Annotated in this window: 27 protein-coding genes and 2 pseudogenes; 8 read left to right on the forward strand and 21 right to left on the reverse strand. The window is 63.5% G+C overall.

Annotation, left to right across the window (positions count from 1 at the left end; genetic code table 11):
• Positions 1 to 117 precede the first annotated feature (117 nt).
• Complete coding sequence (locus ACFPN9_RS13955) at positions 118 to 1,167, forward strand: AraC family transcriptional regulator (RefSeq protein WP_377817190.1); 1,050 nt, start codon at positions 118 to 120, stop codon at positions 1,165 to 1,167.
• Between the two features lie 8 nt (positions 1,168 to 1,175).
• On the opposite strand, the gene ACFPN9_RS13960 is transcribed toward ACFPN9_RS13955, so the two are convergent.
• The 17 genes from ACFPN9_RS13960 to ACFPN9_RS14040 all read right to left on the reverse strand — a co-directional run bounded on the left by ACFPN9_RS13960 (position 1,176) and on the right by ACFPN9_RS14040 (position 19,127).
• Positions 1,176 to 2,108: a 3-hydroxyacyl-CoA dehydrogenase NAD-binding domain-containing protein gene (locus tag ACFPN9_RS13960; protein WP_067996036.1), complete on the reverse strand. Its 933-nt coding sequence runs from the start codon at positions 2,106 to 2,108 to the stop codon at positions 1,176 to 1,178.
• Complete coding sequence (locus tag ACFPN9_RS13965) at positions 2,105 to 3,037, reverse strand: 2-phospho-L-lactate transferase CofD family protein (protein ID WP_067996039.1); 933 nt, start codon at positions 3,035 to 3,037, stop codon at positions 2,105 to 2,107. The genes ACFPN9_RS13960 and ACFPN9_RS13965 overlap by 4 nt, the downstream gene beginning before the upstream one ends.
• Positions 3,034 to 3,765 (reverse strand): coenzyme F420-0:L-glutamate ligase, encoded by a 732-nt coding sequence (gene cofE / locus ACFPN9_RS13970; protein WP_377817191.1) that lies wholly within the window; start codon positions 3,763 to 3,765, stop codon positions 3,034 to 3,036. Before cofE ends, ACFPN9_RS13965 begins: the two co-directional genes overlap by 4 nt.
• 25 nt (positions 3,766 to 3,790) lie before the next feature.
• Positions 3,791 to 4,489: an ABC transporter ATP-binding protein gene (locus ACFPN9_RS13975; protein WP_067996045.1), complete on the reverse strand. Its 699-nt coding sequence runs from the start codon at positions 4,487 to 4,489 to the stop codon at positions 3,791 to 3,793.
• Positions 4,482 to 5,255 (reverse strand): ABC transporter ATP-binding protein, encoded by a 774-nt coding sequence (locus ACFPN9_RS13980; RefSeq protein WP_067996049.1) that lies wholly within the window; start codon positions 5,253 to 5,255, stop codon positions 4,482 to 4,484. The genes ACFPN9_RS13975 and ACFPN9_RS13980 overlap by 8 nt, the downstream gene beginning before the upstream one ends.
• Complete coding sequence (locus ACFPN9_RS13985; protein WP_067996051.1) at positions 5,252 to 6,196, reverse strand: branched-chain amino acid ABC transporter permease; 945 nt, start codon at positions 6,194 to 6,196, stop codon at positions 5,252 to 5,254. Before ACFPN9_RS13985 ends, ACFPN9_RS13980 begins: the two co-directional genes overlap by 4 nt.
• Position 6,197: 1 nt before the next feature.
• Positions 6,198 to 7,073, reverse strand: a complete 876-nt coding sequence (locus ACFPN9_RS13990) for a branched-chain amino acid ABC transporter permease (protein WP_067996054.1) — start codon at positions 7,071 to 7,073, stop codon at positions 6,198 to 6,200.
• Between the two features lie 67 nt (positions 7,074 to 7,140).
• Complete coding sequence (locus ACFPN9_RS13995) at positions 7,141 to 8,286, reverse strand: ABC transporter substrate-binding protein (RefSeq protein WP_067996058.1); 1,146 nt, start codon at positions 8,284 to 8,286, stop codon at positions 7,141 to 7,143.
• 144 nt (positions 8,287 to 8,430) lie between these two features.
• Entirely contained in the window at positions 8,431 to 8,910 is a 480-nt protein-coding gene (locus ACFPN9_RS14000) for an acyl-CoA thioesterase (RefSeq protein ID WP_082733239.1), read from the reverse strand.
• Entirely contained in the window at positions 8,907 to 11,342 is a 2,436-nt protein-coding gene (gene cofH / locus ACFPN9_RS14005; RefSeq protein WP_067996065.1) for a 5-amino-6-(D-ribitylamino)uracil--L-tyrosine 4-hydroxyphenyl transferase CofH, read from the reverse strand. Before cofH ends, ACFPN9_RS14000 begins: the two co-directional genes overlap by 4 nt.
• Positions 11,324 to 12,007, reverse strand: a complete 684-nt coding sequence (gene cofC, locus ACFPN9_RS14010; protein WP_067996068.1) for a 2-phospho-L-lactate guanylyltransferase — start codon at positions 12,005 to 12,007, stop codon at positions 11,324 to 11,326. The genes cofH and cofC overlap by 19 nt, the downstream gene beginning before the upstream one ends.
• On the reverse strand, positions 12,007 to 12,672 hold the full coding sequence (npdG, locus tag ACFPN9_RS14015; protein ID WP_067996071.1) for an NADPH-dependent F420 reductase: 666 nt from the start codon (positions 12,670 to 12,672) through the stop codon (positions 12,007 to 12,009). The genes cofC and npdG overlap by 1 nt, the downstream gene beginning before the upstream one ends.
• Positions 12,673 to 12,690: 18 nt before the next feature.
• On the reverse strand, positions 12,691 to 13,590 hold the full coding sequence (locus ACFPN9_RS14020; RefSeq protein WP_067996072.1) for an enoyl-CoA hydratase/isomerase family protein: 900 nt from the start codon (positions 13,588 to 13,590) through the stop codon (positions 12,691 to 12,693).
• Positions 13,591 to 13,601: 11 nt separating this feature from the next.
• Entirely contained in the window at positions 13,602 to 14,810 is a 1,209-nt protein-coding gene (locus ACFPN9_RS14025) for an acetyl-CoA C-acetyltransferase (protein ID WP_067996075.1), read from the reverse strand.
• A gap of 27 nt (positions 14,811 to 14,837) precedes the next feature.
• Positions 14,838 to 15,947: a TIGR03617 family F420-dependent LLM class oxidoreductase gene (locus ACFPN9_RS14030; RefSeq protein ID WP_067996080.1), complete on the reverse strand. Its 1,110-nt coding sequence runs from the start codon at positions 15,945 to 15,947 to the stop codon at positions 14,838 to 14,840.
• Positions 15,948 to 16,018: 71 nt separating this feature from the next.
• Positions 16,019 to 17,335: an AMP-binding protein gene (locus tag ACFPN9_RS14035; protein ID WP_067996083.1), complete on the reverse strand. Its 1,317-nt coding sequence runs from the start codon at positions 17,333 to 17,335 to the stop codon at positions 16,019 to 16,021.
• A gap of 493 nt (positions 17,336 to 17,828) precedes the next feature.
• Positions 17,829 to 19,127 (reverse strand): IS701 family transposase, encoded by a 1,299-nt coding sequence (locus ACFPN9_RS14040; protein ID WP_067996086.1) that lies wholly within the window; start codon positions 19,125 to 19,127, stop codon positions 17,829 to 17,831.
• Positions 19,128 to 19,242: 115 nt separating this feature from the next.
• Between ACFPN9_RS14040 and ACFPN9_RS14045 the strand changes: the two are divergent.
• The 3 genes and pseudogenes from ACFPN9_RS14045 to ACFPN9_RS14055 all read left to right on the forward strand — a co-directional run.
• Positions 19,243 to 19,335, forward strand: a pseudogene (locus ACFPN9_RS14045) (AraC family transcriptional regulator); the annotation flags it as partial.
• Complete coding sequence (locus ACFPN9_RS14050) at positions 19,334 to 19,486, forward strand: hypothetical protein (RefSeq protein WP_156451089.1); 153 nt, start codon at positions 19,334 to 19,336, stop codon at positions 19,484 to 19,486. The pseudogene ACFPN9_RS14045 and the gene ACFPN9_RS14050, both read left to right, overlap by 2 nt.
• A gap of 383 nt (positions 19,487 to 19,869) precedes the next feature.
• A complete protein-coding gene (locus ACFPN9_RS14055; protein ID WP_156451090.1) occupies positions 19,870 to 20,634 on the forward strand; it encodes a hypothetical protein in 765 nt (254 codons plus the stop codon).
• A 45-nt stretch (positions 20,635 to 20,679) separates the two neighbouring features.
• Here the strand turns inward: ACFPN9_RS14055 and ACFPN9_RS14060 are convergent, their stop codons facing one another.
• Positions 20,680 to 20,976 (reverse strand): hypothetical protein, encoded by a 297-nt coding sequence (locus ACFPN9_RS14060; protein WP_067996092.1) that lies wholly within the window; start codon positions 20,974 to 20,976, stop codon positions 20,680 to 20,682.
• Positions 20,973 to 21,299: a hypothetical protein gene (locus ACFPN9_RS14065; RefSeq protein WP_067996096.1), complete on the reverse strand. Its 327-nt coding sequence runs from the start codon at positions 21,297 to 21,299 to the stop codon at positions 20,973 to 20,975. Before ACFPN9_RS14065 ends, ACFPN9_RS14060 begins: the two co-directional genes overlap by 4 nt.
• A gap of 211 nt (positions 21,300 to 21,510) precedes the next feature.
• Here ACFPN9_RS14065 and ACFPN9_RS14070 point away from each other — a divergent pair, with 211 nt between their 5' ends.
• Complete coding sequence (locus ACFPN9_RS14070; RefSeq protein ID WP_067996099.1) at positions 21,511 to 23,808, forward strand: MobA/MobL family protein; 2,298 nt, start codon at positions 21,511 to 21,513, stop codon at positions 23,806 to 23,808.
• Positions 23,809 to 24,040: 232 nt separating this feature from the next.
• On the opposite strand, the pseudogene ACFPN9_RS14075 reads toward ACFPN9_RS14070, so the two are convergent.
• Together ACFPN9_RS14075 and ACFPN9_RS14080 are read right to left on the reverse strand one after the other, a co-directional pair.
• Positions 24,041 to 25,217 (reverse strand): annotated as a pseudogene (locus tag ACFPN9_RS14075) (IS3 family transposase).
• A 78-nt stretch (positions 25,218 to 25,295) separates the two neighbouring features.
• Positions 25,296 to 25,589 carry a putative quinol monooxygenase gene (locus ACFPN9_RS14080; protein WP_067991370.1) on the reverse strand — a complete coding sequence of 98 codons (294 nt, stop codon included), beginning with the start codon at positions 25,587 to 25,589 and terminating at the stop codon, positions 25,296 to 25,298.
• 82 nt (positions 25,590 to 25,671) lie between these two features.
• Between ACFPN9_RS14080 and tnpA the strand changes: the two genes are divergently transcribed.
• The 3 genes from tnpA to ACFPN9_RS14095 all read left to right on the forward strand — a co-directional run.
• Entirely contained in the window at positions 25,672 to 26,091 is a 420-nt protein-coding gene (gene tnpA / locus ACFPN9_RS14085; RefSeq protein ID WP_082733005.1) for an IS66-like element accessory protein TnpA, read from the forward strand.
• A complete protein-coding gene (tnpB, locus tag ACFPN9_RS14090) occupies positions 26,088 to 26,435 on the forward strand; it encodes an IS66 family insertion sequence element accessory protein TnpB (RefSeq protein ID WP_067991373.1) in 348 nt (115 codons plus the stop codon). The genes tnpA and tnpB overlap by 4 nt, the downstream gene beginning before the upstream one ends.
• 99 nt (positions 26,436 to 26,534) lie before the next feature.
• The coding region (locus ACFPN9_RS14095; protein ID WP_377817192.1) for a transposase at positions 26,535 to 26,836 on the forward strand (302 nt) is incomplete at its 3' end.

Genomic DNA, 26,836 nt, shown 5'->3' on the forward strand with positions numbered 1-26,836 from the left:
CACGCCACGGATTTCTTTCGACTGGGAGTGGCGGGATCGACGTTCATCTTCTATTGAAAGCAGACGGCTTCGCCGAATAGAAATATATCGACGCATTCTTTCTATATGGCGACCCTAGTGGAGGCGCTCGATTTGGCCACGTGCAGCTCACATTACTTCCGTGAAACATTACGAGGTGCCGAGAGACTTGGATTCAACGCCCACGATTTCCTGAAGCATATCGATTTGGCTCCGGACGAGGTGAACGATCCCGCGTGGCGCGGCTCGTCGGAAAAACTGGCCGAACTGGTGCAACTCGTCTGGCTGCTTCTGGGCGACGAGTTCATGGGCTTCACGCAACAGCGGTGCAAGCCAGGCGTCTTCGCGATGATGTGCAACGTCGTCATCCATGAACAGACGATCGCCGCGGTCATGCGAAAGGGCGTGTTGTTCTACGATCTCTTCACCGATGAAATCGACATGACATTCACCGAGGATGGAGGTTCCTACTTCTTCGAAGTAACATTCAAGCACCCGGAGCACGATCCGAACCACTACTTTCTCGAATTCTGGCTCTCCATCTGGTACCGGGCAATCTGCTGGTTTTCCGGTCGGACGATCGCGATGAAGCGCGCCGAATTCAGCTACCCTAAACCGATCGGTCGAGCGGAAGAGCTTCGTTATATCTTTCCGACCGTACAACGTTTCTCCCAATCGAAGACGCGTCTGGTCTTCGATGAGGACCTTGCGGCGGTTTCGAACATCCGCAGCCGGACCGAGCTGAAAGCGATGCTGAACAGCGCTCCGCTGGTCTTCATGATGGTTCCGGCCAGTATCGGCAGCATCTCCCGGCGCCTGCGCAACGACATTCTCGCCACGAGCAGCGAAAGGGTCGCGTTTCCGCAACTCGAGTATTTCGCCGAAGCATATGGCATGAGCACGCAGACCCTGCGCCGACGGCTCAAGGACGAGGGTACGAGCTTTCGCCGCGTCGTGGAGGGGATACGAAGGGACCTTGCACTTAGCAGCCTGCTCAAGACCAAGAAGTCCGTGGCGGTGATCGCGGAGCGGCTGGGCTACTCGGAGACGCGCGCGTTCACACGGGCCTTCAGCCAATGGACGGGCCTGACGCCGCGCGCCTATCGCAAGCAGATGCTGGCGCAGTTCAAGGAGCCTACCCGGGACTAGCCGTACCGCTACCATTCGGCGGTCCAGCCATAGCCGCGCCGCATGGCCAGGGCCGCAATCTCCGGCGAGATCTGGCATTCGCTGCACATCCGCTCGACATAGCGGTCGCGATCCGATGCCAGCGCCGCAACGAGATCGGCGACGTGCTGGTCGTCGACTGCAGCGGTCTCGGCCTCCCGCCCGAGTTGACGGTCGATGAACCTGGCGTTGCCCGTGGCTTCGATATCCTTCAGTCGGGCAATCGCGGCAGGCGCCGCCGACTGCAAAGCATCGGCCGTCGGCAGCCGTTCCGACAGACCGATCAGAAGGTCGATCAACACCGGATGCCCGATAAGGTCGGCCGTTCCGAAAAGAGCCGGGCGTGGCAGGCCCAGCGAACGGGCAGCAGCTCGATCGATGGCGTTTGGGTCAATCGCTTGCGCCGACGACCGGTTGATCGCGCTCGCTATCAAGAACAGGCCGAGGCGGTTGGCAACGAAGCCAGGCGTGTCCGGAAGCTCCATGACCGAACGTCCGAGCCGACCGCCGAGACTGTCGAGAAGCATGTCGCGAAGCCCCGCGACAAGCGGCTGGTCCGAGGCCGAGCCGACGACGACCTCCACCAGGGGACAATGCGACAGCGGGAAGAAGAAGTGGCTGATCGCATATCGCTTGCCGAATGCTGCAGGCAGGTCGCGCAGGAGTTCATGCCGGGTAGCCACGGACGAATCCGAGCTTACCAGGCCCGGCGCGAACTCCGCGCACGCTCGCAGCACCGCCTGCTTTCGTTCGATGTGCTGTCCGGCGATCTCGATGACCCAATCCGCCTGACCGAGCCGTTCCGGAAGCTGCGGATCCTCTGGTGCCGTCAGTCCGACGGCATCTGTCGGGAAGCCGCGCGCGACCGTATCGAAGAGCTGGTTCGCGAAACGATCGTCCCCGACGATCAGAACGCTTTTCATCTCTGCCATCCCAGGCGCCTCAGGATGCGTCCCGCGAGGGCTGCACGCCCCTCGGCATCGCGCATCAGCGTCTCGCCCAGCTCGACGTCGACGCCTGCGCCCGCTTCATGCACGGCCGTGTCGGTGAAGAACACGTCGATGAGGCCGTCGTAGTGCCGAAGCACGCCTGCGTCCCCGGGCGGAAGGCCCAGATCGCGTTGAATCCGTTCGACCGGCCCCTTGACGGCGGCGCCGTTCACATAGGGGGAGACCAGGACGACGGGGATCTCGGCCCCGGCGATCCTCTCCCGGAGACGACCGGTCGCCAGCATCGGTTCGATGCTGATGAACGGGTTCGACGGGGCGATGATGATGCCGCTGAGAGCGGGGTTCGCGAGCGCGGCTTCCAGGCCCTCTGAGAGCTTCGTGGCGTCCGTCCCGCCATATCGGATCCCGTCGACCCTGACGTCGGCGCGCAGCCGCACGAAATAATCCTGAAAGGCCAGTTCGCCATCGGCGGTGTCGATCGTCGTCGGCGTTGCCGCGTCCGTCACCGGTACCGGGGCATGGCGCACCCCCAAGCCGGCCGCGATCGCGGCTATCGCTTCGGACAGGCTGCGTCCCGACGAGAGCAGCTGGTTCCTGTAGAGGTGTAGCGCGATGTCCTTGTCGCCAAGCTGGAACCAGGACGGCGCACCGAGGGCCTGCAGCGTCTTATGCGTGGTCCAGCTTTCGTCCTCGCGCCCCCATCCGCGTTCGCGACTGACCAACCCGGCCAGCATGTAGAGGACGGTGTCGATGTCGGGACAGATGCGCAGCCCCAGATGGTCGAAGTCGTCGCCCGTGTTCACGGCGATGGTGAGCTCGTCCGGCGACAGATGTCGTGCAAGCCCGTCGGCAAGCTTGGAGCCGCCGACGCCGCCGCATAGGGAGAGGAAGTGCCGTTTCATGGGAAGAGATCACTCGCTGTTGGCCGAACCAGGTTCACCGCGGATTGCTGGCTCTCTTCCCAACGGACCCCGCGAACGATGACGACGGGCCGTCCTTCGTCGGCCTGCCCCATCACGAGGGAAGCCGCTGCGGCGATCTCGTCGGCGAAGCCCAGTTCGGAGGTCTCAAGTCGCCGCCCGTAGAGGTCGGGACGGCCGCGTAGATCCTGAAGAGCGGGAAGCCCGGACGAACCGATGGCGGTACCGCAGGTGCCGTGGCGCCAGGCCCGCCCGAAGCTGTCGATGATGAGCACCGCGAGCCTGCGCTGCGTGGCCGCTTGCAGTTTCTGCCTCAACTCCGTGGCGCTGCCGTCCGGATCGACCGGCAGCAGCAACACCTGCTCAGTTTCTCCTTGTGACAGATTGGACTGGTCGATCCCGGCATTGGCCATGACGTAACCCAGCCTGTGCCGGACGATAATGATCCCCGGAACGGCGCGCATCACGCTGCTGCTTTCAGAAAGGACCAGTTCGACGACGCGCGGATCCTTCCGGGCGATGGCCGCGAGTTGTTCGGCCCGTTCGCTCGGAACGATGTCCGAGAGCCGCACATAGCGCCCTTCGGCCTTAGAGACGACCTTCTGGGCCAGCACGACGACGTCGCCGTCGCGGAAGCCGTCCGCCCCGGCAGCCGACAGGATCTGTTCATCCAGCCTGTCGCCCGGAACGACCCGAGGAAAATCCGGCAACGGAATGAGCGAGACGGTTCCTATACTAGACTCCAAGATAGGCTTCCCGAACTCGTGGATCGGCGAGCAGATCCTTCGCCGAGCCCTCCATGGAGATCCGACCGCGATCGATCACGTAGCCTCGGTCGGCCGCTCGCAACACGGCCTGGACGTTCTGCTCGACCACAAGAACCGTGGTGCCTGCTTCCCGGATCGAGCAGATGATCTGCATCACCTGCCGCGCGAGCAGCGGGGCCAACCCCATGGTCGGTTCGTCCAGCAACAGGATGCGGGGGTCCGACATGAGCGCGCGCCCCATGGCCAGCATCTGTTGCTGCCCGCCGGACAGCGTCCCGGCGGCGCGTTTGCGAAACTCGCGCAGGATCGGAAACATCTCGTAGACGCGGGCCCGGTTCCTCTCGATCTTCGTCGGCGAGACCCAGGCTCCGAGCGCCAGGTTGTCCTCCACCGAAAGGGGCGCGAAGATCTGGCGTCCTTCCGGAACCTGCGCCACGCCCCGGGAGACGCGCCGGGCCGGAGGCATCCCCTGGATGCTCGCGCCGGCCAGGGTGATTGTCCCACTGGTGATCGGCTGGATGCCGGAGATCGCGCGCATCAGCGTCGTCTTTCCGGCCCCGTTCGCTCCGACCAGTGCGACCATCTTCCCCTGGTCGACCTCCAGCGAGACGTCGTGCAGGACCTCGATGCGGCCATAGCTGCTGCGCAGCTTCTCGACTTTAAGCATCTGCGGGCTCCGTCGCTCCCAGATAGGCCGCGATCACGGCCTCGTTGCAGCGGATTTCATCCGGTTGCCCCACGGCCAGCGTCTTGCCTTGGTTCAGGACGTGCACACGATCGGCCAGACCCATCACCATGTGCATATCGTGCTCGACCAGAACGACCGATACGCCCATGCCGGCGACCTCCCGGATCACGGCCTCAACCTCGGCCGTCTCTGCCGCATTGCACCCGGCGACGGGTTCATCCAGCATGAGAACGCGTGGCGCCGTCGCCAGGGCCCGGGCAATCTCCAGGCGTTTGACCACGCCATAGGACTGGTCGCCTGCCCTCTCATCAGCGCGCGCCACGATGCCAACCCGTTCGAGAAGTTCGAGTGCATGCCGTCGGGTTGCGGCGTTCTGGGCCTTAACCGAAGGCAGTCCGAGCATATGCGCCAGTAGACCGCCCTTTTCGTGGATGCGGGCGCCGACCATGACGTTCTCGACGACAGTCATGTGCTCGAAAATCTGCAGGTTCTGGAAGGTGCGGGTCATGCCCCGCCGCGCTCGCTCGAACGGCCTCAGCGAGGAGATGTCCGAGCCGGCGAGGGTCACTTTCCCGGTCGTCGGGATGTAGAGGCCGGAAACGCAATTGAAGAGGGTTGTTTTTCCGGCACCGTTCGGGCCGATCAGCGCGTAGATTTCGCCTTCGCCGACTGAGAAGTCGACACCGTCAAGCGCGACCACTCCCCCGAACCGGATGCCGAGTTGTTCAACCTGCAGCATCGTCATGCCCTCCGAGGACGCAGCCGGGCCGCGATGCTGGGCACGATGCCCTTGGGCAGCAGGACCAGGATCACGATGAGGATCAGACCGAGGATGGCCTGTTCGTATTCGTGAAAGACCGTCAGGAATTGCGGCAGAACGACGAAGATGGCCGCCCCGACGATACTTCCGATGGGCGATCCCAACCCGCCGACGACCGTCATCGTCACGAACTCGATCGAACGCAGGATGCCGGCCGAATGGGGCGTGATGTACCGGTCGAACATCACGAAGCAACAGCCCGCCAAAGTGGCGAAAATTGCGGATATGACGAAGGCATGCAGCTTCGCCTTCGCAACGTCGATGCCGAGGACTCCGGCAGCGGTCTCGCTGTCGTGAATGGCACGCATCTCGCGCCCCGTCGGGCTATCGAGAACGCTGGCGAGCAGATACATGACCACGACCAGCACGAGGCCACAGACCCAGTACCAGCTCCAGCGTGACGTCATGCCGAACAGGCGAACCGACGCCATGTCGAGCGCCAGACCGTCCGGACCACCCGTGAGGTCGACGGCATTCGTCAGGAACATCGCGAAGATCGAGCCGAAGGCCAGAGTGGCCATCGCCAGGTGGTAGCCGCGCAACTTGAGGATGGGGCGACCGATGATCCATGCGACGATGCCGGCAATCGGCAGGGAGCCGGCCGTCAAGAGCCAGGGCGAGAGACCATAGCGCGCCGCGCCGACCGCGACGACATAGCCGCCGAGCCCGAAGAACGCGCCATGCCCGAGGCTTATCTGCCCGGCATAGCCCATCAGCAGATTCTTGCCGAGCACCACGACCGAGAAGATGAAGAGCAGGGTTGCCATGCGAACCTGGAAGTTCGTGAGCGGCAGAAGTGACACCAGGACGATCGACGCGGCGACGATCAGCACCGGGACGTAGGTCGGGCCGAGATGTTTTCGCATGTCAGACCCTTTCGACCGATCGCGAGGCAAAAATGCCTTGAGGGAACAGCGCGAAGACGAGGAGCAGGACGACCAATGCGAGCGCGTCCTTGTAGACTGAGGAAATGAAGCCGGCGCCGAATGCCTCCAGCAGGCCGACCAGCAGGCCGCCAAGGACGGGGCCGTACGGCTTGCCCGTTCCGCCAAGCATGGCGCCCGTGAAACCCTTGATCGCGAGCATGACGCCGGTGTCGTAGCTGGTCAGCGTGATCGGCGTGGCCAGAATCCCACCGAGCGCCCCAATCAGCGCCGACAGCGCGAAGCACAGACTGACGACGGCCACACGGTTGATGCCCATTAGCTGCGCACCGACGGTGTTCGCCGCGATGGCGACGATCGCCTTTCCGGTGAGTGCCCGGGACAGGAAGAACCCCATCACCGATACGATCAGGAACGCTCCCAGGATGATCACGAGGGCCTGGGTTTGGATGACGACCCCGCCGACACGCCAGACATCCCAGGGCATCAATTGCGGGAGCCGGACGAAGTCCTTGCCGAGGATCGCCGAGGCCAGTCCACGGGCCAGCAGCGAAGCGCCGATCGTCAGGATCAGAAGCTGGATTGGTGAGGCAGAGCGCGCCTGATTGATGCCGAACAGGAAGAGCGCGAGACCGAAGGTCACCGTGATCGCGCAAGCCAACAGCGCCGCGACCGGGTACGGAAGGCCGTAGCTGGCGACGCCGATGCCCGCCAGCATCCCGCCCAGCATGAAGAACTCGCCCTGCGCGAAATTGAAGATGCCGGATGCTCGATAGATGAGCGTGAAACCGACGGCCACGAGGGCATAGATCGCTCCGACCGTAAGGCCCGAGACGATCAACTGTAAGATCGTCGTCATCGTAAATCCTGGTTGGGATTGTGCGGGACTGCATCGGCACGACACGCACACCGATGCAGTCCCGTAGTCACTTGCCCGGCGCGCGCGCCCAGCGGCCATCCTTGATCGTCAGCATCTCAAAGCTGCCGAGGTCGATACCGAGGTGGTCGGTCGGTGACATCCGGATGCGGCCGACCGTCCCGACGAAGCCATCCGTCTTCTCGAGAGCATCGCGAACCTTCTGCGGGTCGGAGCTCTTCGCCCGCTTCATGGCGTCGACCAAAAGGAGAAGACCGTCATGCGCGTAGCCGCCGAAAGCATCCGGCTGCCGCTTCGTCGCGGCAACGAAGTCGTCGCGATACTTCACGAGAACGCTCTTGCGGGGATCGTTCGCTTCCAGCGTGTCGGCGACCAGCAGCAACGGCGCGGGAATGCGGATACCCTCGCCGTCCTTGGCCACGGCCTCAAGGTAACCGAGCGTAGCCGCTGCGTGGCCCATGTAGAGCGCCTGCGTCATGCCGAGCTGGCGGAAGTTGCGGGTGACGATTGCCGGCCCCTGACCGATATCGGCGTTGATGACGGCCTCGACGCCAGGGATGGCTTTGATGCGGTTGAGCTGCGGGGTCATGTCGCTGTCACGCGGACCGTAGCTCTCCTGAGCCAGGATGGTGATGGACTTCTTGGGCGCGAGATCGGTGCATTGCTTCGCCATGGATTTGGCGAATCCGCCCTGCCCCGCGATGAGCGCCGCCTTGCTCAGGCCCTGCGCCTTCATATCGTCGAAGATCTTCTCACAGGCCATGAGGTCGGTATGCGGCGGCTTGAAGACCCATTTGCGAACCGGGTTGATGATCTCCACGCCGCCGGAGAACGACACGAACGGGATGTTCGCATCTTCGACCACCGGGATGACGGCCATCGAATTTCCGGTGCCCGAACCGCCAACGATCGCGGCGACCTTGTCTTCCTCGACCATGCGCACGGCGAAATTGCGCGAGGCACTCGCATCGGAGGCGTCGTCGTAGAAGATCAGCTTGATCGGCTGACCATTCACGCCGCCGGCGGCATTGATCTGCTTCACGAGCATTTCCAGCGTCAGGCGCTGCGGCTCTCCAAGAAAGGATGCCGGACCTGTCGCCGAGGTGAAGGCCCCGATCTTTATCTCGGCGTTGACCGGCGATGACAAGGCGAACGAAAAGGTGGCGGCGAATGCCACCGCAAACAGATTTCTCACTGAGCTTCTCCTCCCGAATAGTCCTGATCTGGGCGTAAGACGCCTCAGGTTTTCTTAGTGATTGAGCTTATACCGTTGGGACTGTCTCATTGCCGTGTGAGCCGGGACAATGTCCGGACAGCTCAGAAAAAGAGACATAATCGCTCATGGGGTCGTCACCTCTGAGCGCTGGAGTCGGGTCATGGCCGCCCTCAGCCCATCCGCGATCGACGCCGGCTTGCGCGCCGCCCTGTCGACATAGACATGAACGAAGATCCCCTCGGCGGCGGACGTCTCCCGGTTCTCCGCGAACAGGGCGACACGGTAGGTCACCGAAGTCCTGCCGAGGCTATCGATTCGTAAACCAGCGGTGATCTTGTCCGGATAGGCGAGCTCGGCGTGATAGTCGCAGCTGCTATGAACGACGAGCCCGATGAGATCCGAGGATCTCGGATCCTGCTTGCCGACATCGTGCAGCCAGCGGTTCACGACACTGTCGAACAGCCCGTAATGCACGGCGTTGTTCATGTGCCCGTAGACGTCGTTATCGTTCCAGCGGGTGGTGATCTCCTCGAAATGGAGGAAATCCTGCCTTTGCGAAGGTATCGGCCGCTGCCGCGGCGCTGTCACGGTTATTTCGGTCACTCCGCAGGCTCCAGCATGTCCATCCGGGAGCGCTTGCGCACGAACGGGCGATTGACGACGGGCAGCAGTTCGGGCGCGGCGAAGGATGAATCGACCCGGTCCTGCGTCTGCCTCTCGTACAGAGTCGTGCGCTGCACCGGCCGCCTGCCCGCCCGGGCGATGAGCATTTCCATCTCCTCCGGAGCCGATTCCTGGCCATGCTGGGCGCCCGCGGCGCGCGTGATGGACTCGTTCATCAGCGTTCCGCCCAGATCGTTCACCCCGGCCTTGAGCGCGATGACGGCCCCGTCCGGGCCGAGCTTCACCCAGGACGCCTGAATGTTCGGGATCAGCGGGTGCAGCACTAGTCGCGCCACCGCGTGCATGAGGATGGCCTCGCGGAACGTCGGACCCGGCCGCGCGCCGCCGCGGAGGTACAAAGGCGCTTCCATCGCCACAAACGGAAGGGGCACGAATTCGGTGATGCCTCCGGTCCGTTCCTGGATATCGCGCAGCAACAGCAGATGCTGCGCCCAATGCCGTGGATGGTCGACGTGGCCGTACATGATAGTCGACGTCGTCCTGAGCCCCACCGCATGGGCCTGTTCGATCGCCGCCGCCCATTCGTCCGTCGTCAGCTTTCCCTTGCAGAGAATGTCCCGCACCTCGTCGTGCAACACCTCGGCGGCCGTGCCGGGCAACGATCCGAGACCGGCCGCCTTCAGCCGCGTTAGAAACTCCCGGAGAGGAATTCCAAGGGTCGCGGCTCCTTGCGTGACCTCGAGCGGCGAGAAGGCGTGAACATGGATGCCCGGCTGGGCCTGTTTCACCGTGCGCAGGATTTCGAGATAGGTCTCGCCCGTATAGTCAGGGCTGATTCCACCCTGCATGCAGACTTCGGCGGCGCCGCGCTGCCATGCTTCGTCGACCCGTCGGGATATCTCGGAAAGGTCCAGATCATAGGGCTTGCCGCGCAGCGCCTCATGCGTCTTCCCCTTGGAGAAGGCGCAAAAGCTGCAAGAGTAGGTGCATACGTTGGTGTAGTTGATGTTGCGGACGACGACATAACTGACCTCGTCGCCGCACTGCCGCTTCCGGAGCTCGTCCGCCGATTGGCAGACGAAGTGCAGATCGCTGCCACGAACGCCGAACAGGGTTTCGATCTCGGCCGCCTGCAAGCGCCTGCCAGCCATTGCCCTGGAGACGATGTCGACGACTTCCGCCCTCACCTGCTCGGCCGGGACGGGCTTGTCGAAGTGCTCGAACATCGACGTGTCCGGTGGCGTCAGCCCTCCGGCGATCCAGCTGCACTCGCGAGCGTACCCTTCGGCATCCGCGCGAGCCAGAACATGACGCAATACCTTGCGGTCGATCCATAGCCCCGTCGGTTCGATATAGCGCGGATAGACCGTCAGGCGTTGGATCAGCTCCTTGCCGGCTGCCGCCGTCTTCTCGGCCAGCCTGTCCAGATGAGGCCATGGAGCCTCGGGGTTGACGTGATCGGGAGTGACGGGGGACACCCCTCCCCAGTCGTTGATCCCGGCATCGATCAGTTTCTCGAGATCGCCATGCGCGAGATTCGGGGGCGCCTGGATGCTCATCGTCGGCCCGAGAACGAGCCTGGCGAGGGCGATGGCACGCAGGAACGTTTCCTCGTCCGGCTCGGGAGCCTCGGCCATGCGGGTTCCCGCCTTGGCGCGGAAGTTCTGAACGATCACTTCCTGGATGTTGCCGTATTCCTCCTGTACGGCGCGGATCGAGAGCAGGGATTCGACCAGTTCCTCCGGCGTCTCGCCGATGCCGATGAGCAGCCCGGTCGTCATCGGGATGTGAAGCCTGCCCGCATCGGCCAGGGTCTTCAGCCGCACCGCCGGGACCTTGTCTGGTGAACCGAAATGCGCATGGCCGCGCTCGCACAGACGGTCGGAGCCGCTTTCCAGCATCAGGCCCATCGAGGCCGAGACCTCGCGCAGCCGCGCCAGCTCTTCCGGCTCCATGGTGCCGGCATTGACGTGCGGCAGCATGCCCGTCTCTGCGAGAATCCTCGCGCAGACTGCATGGAGATAGTCGAGTGTGCTCGCGTATCCCGCTGCCTCGAGCCAATTGCGCGCCGCGGCATAGCGAAGTTCGGGCTTCTCGCCCAAGGTCAGCAGAACTTCGTTGCAGCCGGCAGCCTGGCCGCGTCGCACGACCTCCAGGACCTGATCCATCGACATGAACGGAGCGGCGACTCTGCTCGGCGCCTTCGCGAAGGTACAATAGTGGCACACGTCCCGGCAGAGCTCCGTCAGCGGGACGAAGACCTTGCGCGAGTAGCTCACACGATGCCCGAAGCCGATGTCGCGGCAATCCCGCGCGCGGCCCAGCAGCTCCACGCTCGAAAGCGACAGAAGGGCCAGCGCATCTGCTCGATCCGGGTAATGCGGATCGGTCGTCAATGTTTGCCGTTCCATCGCTGGGGATCTCCGTTGATGTCCTTCAAGCGGGACGACAGGATCGCCGTCAGTGCCTGGTCGGGGCTCTCCCCCCGCGTCTGGAAGACCTCGATGGCGTCGGCCGGCGTGTCGAGGTCGAGCGCAAGCGTTTCCGATTTGAACAAGATGTGGGTCAAACCTCTCGTGCGCGCTGCCAGTGCATGGGCTTGCGCGCTGTTCTGGCCGTAGAGGTACGGAAATCGGTTTCGTGCCGTAACCATCCGGACGTTCGTGCCCGTACCGATCCGGTCGCTCGCGATGGTGACGGCTTCCTCGCCCAGGCGTTCGTGCGCCGCGAGCATCCGCTCGAACTCGGCCGCGCGGAAAAACGGCAGATCGGCACAGACGACGGCGACCCCGCCGCACGCCCCGCCGAGCATGGCTTCGGCCTGCGCAAGCGCGTCGTTGAGCCCGTTGGCGCCGTTTTCCCAGACGACTTCGATTCCGAGAGACGTCGCAGTCTTGATCATCGTCGGCTCGGAGGTGACGGTCAGAATCCGGCCGAGTGCCTTGACCTGTCCGAGCTCGCTCAGCACCGATCGGGCCATGATGGCCGCAAGCTGGCGACGAAGGGCGCCATCCAGAATGGGCCCCAGCCGGCTCTTGGCGTGCTCGAAGGATTTGATCGGCACGATGACGTTCATCACTTGATGCCCGTGATGCGTATCCCGGCCTGGCAGCCGAATTGCCGATTGATCTGGATGAGCAGAGAGGTCAGCGCCTCGGTTGCGGCCGAATTCGCCAGCGGCCCGGCATAGTATCCGGTGAGGCCGAGCGTTTTAATGAGTTCGACGATCTCCAGGCAGGAGGCCTTGTCGTTCCCGGCCACCAGCACGTCGCAATCGAGCGGCTCGAGCGTCTGCAGCTTGTCGGCGGCGACGTTCTGGAACGCCGAGACGATCCTGACACCATCACCGAGCATTGCTTGTGCAGCGACAGCGGCCGACCCGCCTTCGGGCAGTTGCACGGTTCCGACCTTGGGCGGCAGCAGAGGGACCGTCGCGTCGATCACGATCTTGCCCTGCAGGTGCGCGGAAACCTCCGACAGCAAGGCTTTCTGCTGCGCGTAAGGGACCGTGACGGCGATGACGTCGGCTTGCGCGGCGGCCGCAGCGTTCACCTCGGCCTTCAACTCAATTCTGGCGGACCCGCTTTCGGCCAGGATCGTGCGCGCCCGTTCGGTCGCTTCCTGCGCCTTCTCCAGGCTACGAGAGCCGATGATCACCCGTTGGCCGGAGCGAGCGAGACGCAGCGCCAGTCCGAACCCAAGCGAACCCGTCCCTCCCAGGATGGCATAAACCTTGTCCATGTCGTTCTCCTGTTCAGGTCAGCCGAGCGCACGCTTCGGCGCGAAGAAGGCTGCGATCTTGGCTTGCGCTTCGTCCGACATCAGCAGCTCGACGAAGCCTCGCGTCTCGATCCGGGAGATGGGCTCCCAGGGCAGGTAGAGACTTTGCGCCGCCACGTCGGCGATCCGGGTCGCGGCGCGGTTTCCGCGGCCCGCCAGGCTTCGCACGCGCCCCGCAGCGAATTGCAGGGAGGTGCGATTTTCGGTCGAGAGACGATGCGCCCCGAAGGTCCGCCCCGCCTTGTCGAAGGGCTGAACCGACTCGGGATTGTGCAGGATCCAAGCGCGGGCGCGCTTCTCGGCATCCTCTCGCGTGCTGGCCAGCTCATCGACCAGGCCCTCCGCGAGCGCCTGCCGCAAGGAGGTACGACGTCCCTGGAGCAGCCACGGCAGGGCCTTGTCGAAGCCGAGCAGGTGCGTCAGCCGGATGACCCCGCCAGCGGCCGGCAGAATGCCGAAGTCGACCTCGGGCAGACCGATCTGGGCATCGTCGCGATCGAGAGCGATCCGGTGATGGCAGGCGAGGCAGAGCTCATAACCTCCGCCGAGGGCCGTCCCGTTGATGAGTGCGACGACCGGGCGACCGAGTTTCTCCAAGCGCCGCAGATAACCCTTCAGCCGTTCGAAGTGCCCGAAGATCTCGGCTTCCATGCCCGGCCGGGCGCGAGACATCAGCGCCAGGTCACCGCCGGCAAGGAATGAGCCCTTGGCGGATGTGATGATGACACCGCGGATCGCTGCGACCTCCGCTTCGAGACGATCGAGCGCTTCCGGCATCCGCATCATGAACTCCTCGTTCATGATGTTGACCTTCCCGTCCAAGTCCATCGTGAGCGTAGCAATTCCGTCCTTGCTCAAGGCGACGCTGAGATTGCCCATTGGTCGTCTCCTCACACGCGTTCGATCAGCGTCGCGATGGCCATGCCGCCAGCGGCGCAGAGCGTGACGACGCCACGCTTCCCGCCTCGCCTCTCCAACTCGTCGAGCACCGTTCCGAGAAGGATCGCTCCGGTCGCGCCGAGGGGATGACCGAGCGCGATCGCGCCCCCGTTGGGGTTCATCTTCTCGGGATCGATGCCGCTGTGCTTCACGAAGCGGAGGGCGACCGAAGCAAAGGCTTCGTTGACCTCGAAGAGGTCGATATCGTCGTAGCCGAGGCCTGCATTCGCCAGGAGGCGATCGACGGCCGGCCCCGGCCCGGCCAGCATGATCGTTGGGTCACATCCGATTGTGACGCACCCGGCGATACGGCCGCGTGCGGTCAGGCCGTGGCGCTCTCCCGCCTCGGCCGAGCCGAGAAGCACCAGCGCAGCGGCGTCCGCGATTCCAGAAGAATTGCCCGGGGTATGAATGTGCCGGACCGCATCGAGCTCGGGATAGGTATCCTGGGCGACGGCGTCGTACCCCACGGCCCCGACACCGGCGAAGGACGGCTTCAGATTCGCGAGCTTCTCGGGGTTGGTGTCGGCGCGGATGAGCTCGTCTTTGTCGAGCATGGGCATACCGGACGCGTCCAGCACGGGCACGATGGAACGTGCGAAGTATCCGGCGTCCCGTGCAGCAGCAGCCCTCTGATGGGAACGCAGCGCGAAAAGGTCAGCCTCTTCGCGCTTCAGCCCATCGACGGTCGCGATGATGTCGGCCGACACGCCCTGAGGGACATAGATGCCGGCCGTCGCTCCATCGATATCCTCGGCCCATGGGCCTCCATCCGAACCCATCGGCACACGCGACATCGACTCTACGCCACCCGCCACGACAAGCTCGGCCTGCCCCGCCGCGATCTTGGCAGTGCCGATATGGACCGCCTCGCTGCCCGAGGCGCAGAACCGGTTGACCTGCAGCCCGGAAGCATGATCCCCCCAGCCTGCTGCGAGCGCCGCGATCCGTGCCAGCACGCTGCCCTGCTCACCATGCGGATTGACAGTACCCAGCACGATCTCGTCGACATCGTCCCCGCTCACGCCCAATCGATGCGTGAGCTCGCGCAGGAGACCGGAAACGAGATGCAAAGGCTTCGCATCCGCCAGTGATCCATCGAACCGGCCCCGCCCCCGGGGCGTGCGGATCGCTTCATAGACAAAGACTTCGCGAGCCATGGAGCCCTCCCGTTTCCGGCATGTCCGTCAGGCGGCGGCCTGCGCCGTTCCCAGGATATTGGCGCGCGCGCCATGATCGCTGGCGCCATGCAGGTCGCGAACGAGCTGCTGCATGATCCGCTTTTCCTCGTCATCGCGAACGGGGATCGAGAACTCGCAGTTCGTCACGACGTCGCCGTAGCGATCCATCAGCTTCTTGCCGATGACGTCGTAGGTTCCGAAAACCACGAACTTCTCGAGAGTCTCGTCGGAGATAAGCTTGGGCAGCTCCTCCCAGTTCTGCGCGCGCGAGAGGAGCTTGGCCTCCTGCGTCAGATCGCCGAGACCGACATGCTCAAAACATGCGACGTAAGCCGGCGTCGACGCGTAGAACGCGATGCGCGCCCTCGCGTCCCGGATCTTCGTCTGGAGCTCTTCCTCGTTCGGGGCGGTTGCGATCAAAGGCTTCATCGAAACCTTGAAGTTTTCGAGCGAACGCCCTGCCCTCTCAGCGCCCTTGCGCACCTCGGGCAGCATGACGTCCCGAATATAGCTCGGCGTGCAGACCGGATGCGGGCGAATGCCGTCCGCCACTTCACCGGCGACCATAGACATCACGGTGTTCACTGCCGCGATGTGGATCGGAATATCGGGATGTTCGATCGGCCCGGCATCGAAGAGCGGAACCATCAGATCCAGCTTGTAGAATTCGCCCTGATAGTTGAGGGGCGTGCCGTTCTGCCAAGTATCCCAGACGGCCCGGACGGCGCGGATATAGTCACGCATCCAGGGGCCGGCGGGGTGAGCCTCGAGACCGTAGCGACGTTGAATATGCGCCTTGACCTGGGGGCCGAGGCCAAGGGTGAAACGCCCCTTGGAAAGCTTCTGGATGGTCCAGGCGCTCAGCGCCATCACGGTCGGGCTGCGCGGAAACGCAATGGTGACAGCCGTGCCGACCTTCAGCGTCGTCGTGGCCTGCGCGGCCAGCGCCATGACGACGAACGGATCATCCTTCGTCTCTTCCGTGAAGACACCGTCCAGGCCGCATTCCTCGACGAGCTTGGCTTGCTCACCGATGGTGCGGATGTCCAGAGGCTTGTCCGGTGCGCGAAGGCCCGGGTCGACCTTGCCCATGGGCAATAGGGTCTCGATCAGCATGAATCTCTCCATGAGCTGCTGGGGAACAATCCGGTGCGGCCGCGAGAGCCGCGATGAAGGGGAAATCGCTGTCAGAGCATTTTGCGGTGATCGATCACGCGAACAGCCTTGCCCTGAGACCGCTCGACGGAGCCGACGGGCACGACATTCACTGTTGCGGATATGCCCACCATGGTCTTGATGCGTTTGCCGAGTTCTTTCCCGATGTCCGCGGCGGGAGCATCGGCGCTGCCGGCTCTGAGCTCGACATTGATCGCGACATGATCCAGGGCTCCTTGCCGGTGGATCTCGATCTGGAAATGGCCCCCGAGCTGGGGAACCAGGAGGATCTGCTCCTCGATCTGCGACGGAAATACGTTCACGCCGCGAATGATCATCATGTCATCGGAGCGTCCCGCGAAGCGATCGAGCCGGCGCATCGGCCGCGCCGTCCCGGGAAGGAGGCGCGTGATATCCCTGGTTCGATACCGGATGACGGGAAGCGCCTCCTTGGTGAGCGTCGTGATCACCAGTTCGCCCCACTCGCCATCGGGAAGGACACTGCCGGTCTCGGGATCAATGATCTCCGGATAGAAGTGATCTTCCCACAGGGTCGGACCATCGAGCGTTTCGATGCACTCGCAGGCAACGCCCGGCCCGATGATTTCGGATATGCCGTAGTAGTCCACGGCCTGCAGATTGAGCCGCCGATTGATCTCGCTACGCATCGCCTCGGTCCACGGCTCCGCCCCCACGAGAGCGACGCGAAGCGCGATCTCGTCCAGGGATCTGCCCTGCCTGTCGAATTCGTCGGCGATGTTGAGGAGATAGGACGGGGTCACCATGATGATGGTCGGCTTGAGGTCGACCAGCAGATTCACCTGCCGCTCGGTCTGGCCGCCCGAGACCGGTATGACGGTAACGCCGAGAGCCTGCGCGCCGTCGTGAGAACCCATTCCGCCAGTGAACAAGCCGTAGTTGTACGCGTTGTGCACCCGGTCGCCCGCTCGTGCACCCGCCGCCCGAAGCGAGCGGGCGACGAGGCCAGCCCATGTTGCCAAGTCGTTTTGCGTGTACCCGACGACCGCCGGCTTGCCTGTCGTTCCGCTTGAAGCATGAATGCGAGCCACGCGCTCAAGCGGAACGGCGAACATGCCGTAAGGATAATGGTCGCGGAAATCCTGCTTCACGCAGAACGGGAATTTCTGCAGATCCTCGAGCCGCATGAAGTCGTCGGGACCGACGCTGGCGGCAAGGCACTTCGCCTTGTAGGGAGCGCTGTTCTCGAAGGCGTGACGAATGATTTGACGCATCCGAACAACCTGCAGCTGGCGCAGCGCGTCGACCGATGCGGTCTCGATCTCTTCCAGCTCGAACGGATTGCCGGCTTTCAAACCTGCCAAAAGCATAGACCCAAATTCCTCCCGGTGGGCGTGCATCCGTCCAGCAATTGCTAGTCAGCTGGCTCGCTTGTTGACGCGACATTGCCGCATTCGAGACCGTGCTAAAAGGACATTAATTGCCAAGATATGTCATACTTCCGGTCGTGAAGCGGTCGTTCGACGATGAGCAATATTCTGCTATTATATTGAAGTATTGTGTTTTTTTTCATCTATCACGCCATCACCTTGGCGGAAGACCACTTTCCTCGATGCCAAAAATGAGGACAGAAACGCTGTCGATATCAGGGGCTGAATGTGCTGTCCGACCGGAAGCAACGAATTGGATATTTCGGCCCGACGTCGGACGACATGTCGGGAAAACGGCTGTCTACAGGTCAACAGGGTCGTTGCGCATCGGGCGCCTTGAACACTGTCGCGAGGAGCCCCAGTATCTCGGCGGGCAGATGCCCCAACAGAATACTAGCACTACTTTGGCAGATTTTTAGAGTTGAGCCGTCGGTTAAAGTGCGGACATCGTATCAGTGGTGGCCGTTCGAGTCTGGCGATGATGGCTGCGCGGATCGCTGGCAGGGTCGGCTGGGGTGGCGGGCCCTGGATTCTTTTTTTCCCGCTTCGCCTGCTTGAGGCGCCGGGATTGAAGGAAGGCATAGGCGATCATGGTCATGAGCGCGTGCCGGTGCAGCCCGGTCCATGATCGTCCCTCGAAGTGATCGAGCCCGAGTTCCTCCTTTAGCTGCTGATGCGCCTGCTCGCAGATCCAGCGCGCCTTGATTGCGCCGGCCAGGCGCTTGAGCGACGTGTCCGCCGGCAGGTTCGAGAGGTAATATTTGCGCTCTCCATTCGAGCGATGTTCGCCGATCAGCCAGGCCTCTTCTCCCGGCAGATGCTGCTGTCCCATGTCGCCGATCCTCTGGGGCGGCCCGTCGGCCACCTTGATCCGCACGGCAGCGAAGCGGGCCTTGAGTGGGCCCTTGGTGCCACGCCGCCAACTCAGCGTGCGCCAGGGCGCCGTCGCCAGCGTCTTCTCCGCCGATACCGACTTCGTGTCGGGCACATGGTTCTTGCGCGGGCGACCCCGCCCGGCGACGGGAAAGACGAGGGCCACGTCGATCGGATAGACCTTCTGGCGCCCCCCAACGCCGACGGCCCAGCTGAGACCACGCTCGCTCAAGGCCTGCCGGAATGGTGCGGAGAGGCCATAACCGGCATCGGCCAGCAGGCAGCCGAAGCGCAGGCCGGCCGCGCGCGCCCGATCGATCTCGGCGAGTGCGATCTCGGGCTTGGTCCGATAGCCCCCGTGATCGTCCGGCACACCGGCTCGGGCCAGCCGCGCAGGATCGCTCGTCCAGCTCTCGGGCAGGAACAGCCGCAACCCCACCATGACCGGGACTTCACCGGAAGCCAGCGTCAGCGACACCAGGGTCTGGCAGTTGGCGTTCTTGCCCAAGGCAGAGGCGTATTGCGGCGCGACGCCGACCGAGCGCTCGCCCTTCTTCGGCAGGGCCGTGTCGTCGACGATCAGCCAGGCCTCAGCGCCACCAACCATCCTGTCGGCTTCGGCAAGTAAGATCTTCACAAGCGGTGCGGCGTCCCACGCCTCGCTGGCGATGAAGTGATGAAGCTGGTCGTAGCCGACGCCACCGCCGCGCGCCGCCATCGGCTGGACGCTCTTGCGATCCCCAGCGCCGATCAGCCCCGCCACATAAGCCGGACACATCCGCACCCGAACCTTGTGCCGCAGAGCACCGAGAAAGGGTGCAAGCCAGTGCTCAAGATCCGACTTCCAGTTCTCGTCCATGGCCGGCCCTCCATAAGCCGACCACCCATGAATCACGCAAATCGCGCCGCGGGAATCCCAAAAATGCCAGCGCGTCTAAAAATCTGCCAAAGTAGTGCTAGGATGAGGAAACCGAATGTGGGATGCCCTGCGCATCGCGCATGGAGCTTTCGGTCGGGTAGCGCTCCTGGATATGGATCGCAGCCCGGTTCCTCATGCGCATCCGCATGGCCGATGAAGTCATTCTCGATCGGCGCATCGCGCCAGCCATCAGCCATCGCCATCATCCGAAGCCGTCCTCCGATCCGTTCCGTGTCGCCATGCGATGCCCGGCGATTCAGGATGCCCGAAAATTGCACGACAACTGGACCCGTTTCTAGGGTTAGGACCACAAGGGCCCGATGATTGAGCCATGATCTCAAATCGCATTGAAGGAGAAGCCCCTCCTTGGCCTTGAAGGCTAGGCACCCTTGGAGCTCGTCTCCACGTCCCGGAACCGCGGCCGGGGTGAACTGGCTTTGAGCGCAGCGCGGGGGTGCTTACGGATGCAGCTCGCGCGGATCTTGGGCATTCATGCGTTGTTTGTGGCTCGCCAGCCTTCGTTATTGGCCTGAAAGATTCGCCAGTGACGAATTTGCCTTACTCGCATGAATCAGGAATTCGGCTTTCGCTTCAGACAACATAGGTAACTGCTCCCTTGCCATGCTCACGATTTGTTGCGATTTAAAACGCCCACATTAATCGATCTATCGGACAAGCCGCCGTGGCACGCAAGCGCCTGAACCCGAATGTTGTCGCAGACTGGATAGGCATCGCGAACGCGGCGGAGCGAGCGCTCCAGACAGGAACAGGGACTGACCGTGCAGCGGCGCTATGGGATGTAGCGCAGGAGCGCGGCACCACAGAACAGCATGTCCGGCGCCTCATTCACGGCTGGCGCTTCATCCAATCAGTTCGTGCCGACGACCGCGAACTGGCGGAGTGCTTGGAGAGAAGCTCCTACAACGTCACCGACGTGATCTCGCGCTGGCATCCACGCGATCGCCACGCGGCATCAGAAGCCGCCAAACAATACCATGCCGGCAACCTCACGCTCGCCCAGCTCCGGGCCGGCTACGAATCCTCGCAGCATCATGGCAGGTCGAAAGTGAGCGCTCCGCCGACGCCGGACTATCTCGACGCCGTGCGCGGGAAGATCGAGGATAGCGAGCCCTGGATACGAGGGCTTCAATCGACACCCCGATCGCTTCCGCCTTTCGGCAAATTCGACTTGTCTTTCCGAGGCGAAGGCGATCGCGAACTCGGCGTGATCGTCTTGCCGCCGCGCCTCGGCACGAACGATCAGAAGGCGAGGTTCGCCAGCGACGCCGGCCTGATCCTGCTCGCGCATCAGATGGGTATGGAGACGATCATCGCAGGGCCCAAGGGCTCTGTTCTCGATGGCTATACCAACTGGATCGCCGAGATCGGCATCGACGATTGCCGCGTCGTCGAGCTCGAACGCGTCATGCGCGAAGTCTGGACATGAAAAGGCCCGGCTCGCGCCGGGCCTTTTGTTAGCCTATCGATCGGATCACTGCGGCTTGTTAAACGCCGCTCCGACGATGCCGGCCTGTTCGCGGGTCGCTTCGGTTTCCGCCTTGACCCGAAGAGCCTCGTCCCGGGCCACCGCATCCTCGAGTTCGCGTAGCGTCTGCTCGGCATTCGCCTTGGCCCGCTGCTTGATCGCCTCGACCCAAGGGGTGTCTGCAACGGCCTCAATGGTCGCGACGAGCCTGACGCAGGTCTTCGGCGCCAGGCGCGGAGTGCCGTTGTGAACCGAGGCCTCGAGGAGGGCGCAGGCGCGCTTGGTCAGTTCGTCGGGAGTCACTGGCTCCTCCCCTGCTGGTTCGCACCCTGTCCCGCCGCCGCGGACGCGGCCTTAGCCTTCGCCTCGGCGCGCTGCCGCGTCACCTCGGTCGCGAACTCGCCGGCCGGGAAGGTGTAGTCGGTCGCGGCACCCGCCACGATCAACTCCTTCGCCAGCGCGGGCGAATGCGCCTTGGCGGCGTTGAACACGCCGGCCAGAACGTGCGGGTTGTTGGTGATCTCCCACACCTTCTGCGTCACGCGGAACAGCTTTGCGCGGTTGGAGTGCTGGCGTGCCCTCATCCTCGCGAACTTATCCATCAACTTCCCCAGATCGTCGTGCACGATAACCTCCTATGGCTGGCTTCGACGCACATATATACGCAGATAATTTTGATTCGCCAAACAGATATTTTATGCGCATATATATCAAGAACCGACCGATGGCCGGGGGTTCCCAGGGGGCGTCAGCCCCTTGGGCCCGCTATAGCAGTCCGAAAAGTCGGACTGCGCGGTCCCTGCGGTGCTTTTTGAGAGAGGAAGGCCGGGTTTCACGATGTTCGACCGGACCATGCATCTCTCGACCAGTTGGGTGCGCGCGCGGGCCCATCTCGGACCCGCCAGCGCCGGTCTGGTCAGCGCTTACATCACTGGTGGCCATTCCTTCGATGGCCACCGCGTCAACAACCCTCATCGGCGGCGCGAGATTGCGATGACCGGCCTGTCGCTGCCTGCCGGGATCGTGATGACGCCGCATGAACTCTGGCACTGGGTGGATCGCAAGGAACGCCGGAAGGACGGCGAATACCAGATGCGTTCGCGCGAGTTGCCGAGACTGGCTTCGCATATGCGCTGCTCATTGCCCTGGGCGCTTTCGCCGGAAGCGGCCGAGCGCGTCACCACTGACTTCGCCCGGTTTCTGACCGAGGAACTCGGGCTCGGCGTCCAGTTCGCGGTGCATAACAAACCTGAGCACGATTGGGATCACGCTCACTTCCTGATGACGACCCGTTCGCTAGCGCTCAAGAATTTCGGCAAGAAGGTGCGCGAGCTGGACGGGATCGCGATGCGCAAGCGCGAAGCCGGCACAGCCGCCGAGGTTCGCTATGCCCGTGCCGATGGGCGCGAGAAGACGATCTCATCCACCATCGAAACCATGAGGGCGCGTTGGGCCGGCCTTCTCTCGGCCGAACTCGGATATGTGGTGGATCATCGTTCTTTCGAACGCCGCGGTCTCGATCTCGATCCGGTGATTTACGTTCCCCGCGCCCAGATCGAATACGAAAAGCGGCAAGCGAGGCGCGGCGCTGCCGGGCGGGATTGGCGCGCCGAACGGGCCTCGCAATTGGCCAGCCGACAGGTGGAAGCCGCCCTCTTGAGGGAGTTGCCGGATCAAGAACTCCGTCGACGCACTCGGCCCGCGCCTGCGCGTGCTCCCCGTGTCGTCGAGATCGGTCTGCGATCGATCTGTCAGGAACTGGAGCGTCAGAACACTCTCGTCTCGTCATGGCGCGCCGCCGCCCTCACCCGGCTCGCGAAGATATCACCGCTTCTCGCGCTTTCGGCAGGCAACCAGATCCTGGAGGCTATCGCCACGCGCGAGGTACGGGAAACTGCACCTGTTTCTACCCCATCTCCCGTGATCAGCACCACCGATGCTTCGAACGGGAAACGCAAGCGCCTGCGCCAGAATGCCGGCGCCGGCATCATGTCGAAGCTCTTTGCTCAGCACGGAGATGACATTGCTACCGCAGTATCGGCTTCTTCGTCACAGCACCGGATCATGCGAGACGCGATCAACCACCTTGGCCGGATCAATCCGATCGTCGCGCTCGGCGCCCTCGCCCGGATGGCGGAGATCACGCTTGAACAGAAAGAGGAGCCCGTCACCGCGATCAGCACCTCGCCTTCGGAAAGGCGTGCGCAGGCCCGCAGGCGCGGCAGCGTATCCGGGCGAAAGAATGTCGCGGGTGCCATGGCAACCCGGGCGCGCCAGGCCCTCGAAACTGAGTGCTCGCAAATTGAGAGAGGCCATGACGACGCGAACGCGGCTCAGGCAATGGCCACGCAGTTTGCTGACGAGATGAAGCGCCGCGAGCGCCGCTTTCTCAAGCGCATGGAGAAGAAACTCGGATATGCAGCGATGCAATCGGCTGTTGTTCATGACGCGCTGGTCGCGTTCACGCTCAGGCTCGAGGCCTATTTCAGCAAGGCGATGGAGGCTTTGCGGGAGCGACTCGAGCGCCATCGCCTTGAACGGCAGAAGATCGCCGCTCAAGCGATGCTCGAACTCGCTGCTCTCGATGCAATCCCAATAGACAACGCCATGGTGAGATTGCAGGCGACGGCAGCGGTCGCGCAGAGCTTCCGTCACACTCTCGATCACCTCCACACGCGGCAGGCCGGCGAGGTCGCGGAGGAATTGACGCAATGGCTAGACGGCGGGCCGAACCTGCGCCGGCATAACGCGACGACGACATTGACGCCGAACATCGTCTCTTCGGTTTGGAGCCGTCCGTCTCCCCGACAGCCGGAACGGTCGGTGGCCAGAACGGCTGCGGCAGCCCCGCAGCACCAGCCTGTCGCGCGGTCGCGGAATCCGCACATTCCGATCGCGGCTTCGGCAGGCGTTTCGAAGAGCGCAACGCAATCCACGCGGAAAAATATCCGAAACAATATCACGTTCGATGTTCCCGCGTTCACGGAGAAAGAGGAGTTCGGCCTACTCCGGCCGAAACCGGCATCGCCAGCAAGCGCAAATGGTCAGGCGGCTCCGAGACCTCGAGCATCGGAATCGGGCAGCAGACCTGCCCACCAGAGGCCACGTCGCCCATCGGATCAGGAGATCGAATAGGTGACAGGCGCGCCACATGTCACGGCCCCCCAACTGTTCTCGCCCCAAAAGCCCGGACATTTCTCAATGAAACCCAGGACACTCCCTCAGACCATCTTGCTCAGATGAGGCCGCTGCAGCGCTTTGCCAATCCCGATGAGATCAGCGGTTTGATCCCCTATTTGGCTTGCGAAGAAGCGGGCTAAGTGACGTGTGCACTGATCCGCCCCCGCCGACTGGTCCAAAGCGATTGTTAGTGGAGAGTTGGCCTCGCGGCCAGCGCGGGCGGCGTAGCTGGTCCGGGTTGCGCAGTCGCCCGCGCGGTCATGGCGGGCACGAAGACCTCCGGCGCGGGAGGCTTGTATCCGAGCGAGCCATGCGGGCGGACGGTGTTGAAGTGCCGCCGCCAGCTTTCGACGATGATCTTCGCCTCCGCGAGGGTGTAGAAGATCTCGCCGTCGAGGAGTTCATCGCGCAACCGGGCATTGAACGACTCGATGAAGCCGTTCTCCCAGGGACTGCCGGGCGCGATGTAGGCGGTCTTCGCGCCAACCGCGCCGATCCAACCCTGCACAGCTTTGGCGACGAACTCGGGGCGTTGTCTGAACGCACATGGCCCGGCACGCCGCGCAGGATGAAGAGGTCCGAGAGAACGTCGATGACATCGGTCGACCTGAGCCGCCGATCGATGCGGATCGCCAGGCTCTCCCGGGTGAACTCGTCGATCACGTTCAACATGCGGAACTTCCGGCCGTTGTGAGTGCGGTCCTCGACAAAGTCATATGACCAGACGTGGTTGGGATGCTCTGGCCGCAGCCGTACGCAAGATCCGTCGTTCAGCCAGAGACGCCCCTTCTTCGGCTGCCGCCGAGGCACTTTGAGCCCTTCTCGCCGCCAGATGCGCTCGACGCGCTTGACGTTCACTGCCCAGCCCGCCGTGCGCAGCAGCGCGGCGATCTTGCGATAGCCGTAGCGTCCGTATCGGCGGACCAGTTCGACGATGTCGGCGATGAGTTGCTCCTCATCGTCGCGTCCGCGCGGGATCCGGCGCTGGGTCGAGCGGTGCTGCCCGAGTACACGGCAGATCCGTCGCTCCGAAACCTTCAGAGCGAGCCGGACATGGTCGATGCAGGCACGGCGACGCGCGGGGCTTACCAGTTTCCCGAAGCCGCCTCCTTCAGGATCAGCTTGTCGAGCGTCAGGTCCGCGACGGCCCGACGGAGCCGGGCGTTCTCGGCCTCAAGCTCCTTCATCCGCTTCACCTGATCTGACTTCAGGCCGCCAAACTCACGACGCCAGCGGTAGTAACTCACCTCCGTCACGCCGATCGAGCGGATCGCGTCGGCAACGGATTGCCCCTGCGAGACCAGCACATCGACCTGGCGCAGCTTCGCGACGATCTCTTCGGGCTTGTGGCGCTTCTTCGGCATCTCGGTCCTCCTGTCTGCCAAAAGACATACTTCAGGGTGGACCAATTCAACGGGGGTGGATCAGTACCGACAGCTCCGCTATTTCGCGGCCAGCAGGGTGAACTTGTGAATCTGCGGCGGTTCAGAAAACAGTTCTTCTGCCTTCTCCATCAGTGCGGCGGCAACCTTGCCGTCAAGATGGGCCTGCCGATCCTCCTCTGTGTCGAACGTATCGAAGATCGCGTACGCACCGGGACCTTCTTCGATCGCATACCAGGTCAGAGTGCCCGCCTCAGCTTGAACGAGCGGCAATGCCGAGGTCAGGAAATTGGCGATATCGCGCTCTTTTCCGGGCTTGGCCTTCAGCGGTACATACAGGGCAAGTTTGGGCATAAAGTAACCGTCCGGTCTCGGCCGCCTTGCGCGGTGGGCGGCATTTCCCGAACGGTGTGACCTTAAGTCTAGCTTTAAGGTCATGGCGATGGTTCGGGCGGAGGTTCTGGGCGCGATCGAGCGGCGGCGGCGCTGGCACTATGAGGACAAGGTCCGGATCGTCGAGGAGAGTTTCGCCGCTGGCGTGACGGTGACGGATGTCGCGCGGCGCAACGGCGTCGCGGCGAGCTTGGTTTTCACATGGCGGCGTCAGGCGAAGCTGGGGCAGTTGGGCGGTGACAGCCCGGCGCCGCTTCTGCTGCCGGTCGAACTGGCTCCTGTCTTGACCGACGTCACGCCCACGCCGGTTTCCGATGTCGCTGTCGCGGAGCCCGCGCGCCGGAGCCGTCGTTCGTCCGGCATCATCGAGATCGCGCTCGGTTCTGGCCGCAGGCTGCGGGTCGATCGCGATGTCGACGCGGACGCGCTGCGGCGGGTGCTCGACGTGCTGGACCGGCGATGATCGCGATCCCTGCCGGGATGCGGGTCTATCTCGCCATGGGGCCGACCGATATGCGCAAGGGCTTCGACGGCCTGGCGGCGCTGGCGCAGGGTGCGCTGAAGCAGGATCCGTTCTCCGGTCACCTGTTCGTCTTTCGCGGCCGCCGAGGCGACCTTCTGAAGGTGCTGTACTGGGATGGACAAGGCTTCTGCCTGTTCGCCAAGCGGCTGGAGAAGGGCCGCTTCATCTGGCCTGTGACGACGGACGGCGTGGTGCGGCTGACGCCGGCGCAGCTCTCGATGCTGCTGGAGGGGATCGACTGGCGCGCGCCGATCCGAACCGATCGCCCCAGCCTGGCGCTGTGAAGCGAAGTGCTTCGAGCCGATTCAGGCCTGTGGTGCGCGGTCAAGATCGACCATGATTCAATGGCTTGGCCGCCGGCCTCGCGATAATCTCGGAGGACCATGGCGAGCGCCTCCGCAGACCTTCCCGATGACGTCGCGACGCTCCAGGCGCTGCTGATCGCGGCGCGGGCGCAGAGCGCCGCCCATCTGCTCATGATCGAGAAGCTGAAGGCGCAACTGGCGAAGCTGCGCCGGATGCAGTTCGGGCAGTCGTCGGAGAAGCTCGACGCCGCCATCCACCAGTTGGAGCTGGCGCTCGAGGATGTCGAGGAGGGCACGGCGGCGCGGACGGTTCTGGAGCGCGCGGTCATGCCGGCAACTCCCGACGCCCGGCAGCATCCGGTTCGTCGTCCCTTGCCCGA

The organism is Allobosea massiliensis, assembly GCF_042655245.1.
GTDB classification, from domain to species: Bacteria; Pseudomonadota; Alphaproteobacteria; order Rhizobiales; family Beijerinckiaceae; genus Allobosea; species Allobosea massiliensis.